The organism is Bradyrhizobium sp. 141 (genome assembly GCF_023074055.1).
Lineage (GTDB): Bacteria > Pseudomonadota > Alphaproteobacteria > Rhizobiales > Xanthobacteraceae > Bradyrhizobium.
Genome location: NZ_JADPKR010000052.1, coordinates 1 through 1,187, shown reverse-complemented (window position 1 = coordinate 1,187; position 1,187 = coordinate 1). Strand labels below are relative to the sequence as shown.

Below are 1,187 nucleotides of genomic sequence, written 5' to 3'. Positions count from 1 at the left end.
CGGTCTCAACTGCTCAACGGAAACTATCAGCCGCAGCCGGTCAAACGGGTCGAAATCCCGAAACCGGACGGCGGGGTCAGGAAACTCGGCGTCCCCTGTGTCGTCGACCGCCTGATTCAACAAGCCGTGCTGCAAGTTCTCCAAGAGCGATGGGATCCGACGTTTTCGGAGCACAGTTTCGGATTTCGGCCAGGGCGGTCCGCCCACAGGCTGTAGCCCAGGCACAGCGTTACGTCGCCGATGGCTACAACGTAGTGGTTGATCTCGATTTGGAAAGATTTTTCGACCGAGTTAACCACGACATCCTGATGTCGCGCGTCGCCGCACGGATACCCGATAAACGCGTGCTCAAGCTTATCCGGGCATTCCTGAATGCCGGGGTATTGGAAGATGGTTTGGTCCGACCGGTGGACGAAGGGACCCCGCAAGGCGGTCCGCTCTCGCCCTTCCTCAGTAATATCGTGCTCGACGATCTCGACAAGGAATTGGCTCGACGTGGTCACCGGTTCTGCCGTTACGCGGATGACTGCAACATCTATGTTCGCAGCCTCCACGCCGGCGAAAGGGTGAGGGCCTCGATCGGCCGGTTCCTGACCGACAAGCTCCGCTTGAAAGTCAACGAGGCCAAAAGCGCGGTGGCGCGACCCGAGGAACGTAAATTTCTCGGATTCAGCATTGCGAATGACGGGAGCGAGCGACGCATTGCGCCGAAAGCCCTCGACAAGTTCAAAGACCGAATCCGGGAAATCACGTGCCGGACGCGAGGGGTCAGTTTGCAGCAGATGATCGCAGACCTCACGCCATACCTCATCGGATGGCGCGGGTACTTCGGCTTCTGCCAGACGCCGCGCGTGCTAACGAACCTGGAAGCCTGGATCCGCCGGAGACTGCGTTTGTATCTCTGGCGGCAATGGCGGAACGGGCATAACCGATTTAGGGAGCTTCGCCGCCTCGGCATCGCGAAGTTCGCCGCGTCGGTCGCTGCCGGTTCACCGACGGGACTCTGGCGCATGTCCGGACACCCGGCGGTTCAACACGCTCTACGAAATCACGTGTTCGACTCTCTTGGTCTCCCCCGAATCTTCATGCCTGTGCCGGCTTAACTCGATCGAACCGCCGTGGTACGGACCCGTATGCCCGGTGGTGTGGGAGGGGTGGCGTCGCGAGACGTCCCCCTATCCCGATCA

1 protein-coding gene and 1 pseudogene are annotated in these 1,187 nt (G+C 60.3%); both read left to right on the top strand.

Features of this window, described 5'->3' with window-relative positions:
* Positions 1-9 precede the first annotated feature (9 nt).
* A pseudogene (locus IVA81_RS14420) lies at positions 10-617 on the top strand (reverse transcriptase domain-containing protein); the annotation flags it as partial.
* Between the two features lie 18 nt (positions 618-635).
* Positions 636-1,103: a group II intron maturase-specific domain-containing protein gene (locus IVA81_RS14415; RefSeq protein ID WP_247318981.1), complete on the top strand. Its 468-nt coding sequence runs from the start codon at positions 636-638 to the stop codon at positions 1,101-1,103.
* Positions 1,104-1,187 lie beyond the last annotated feature (84 nt).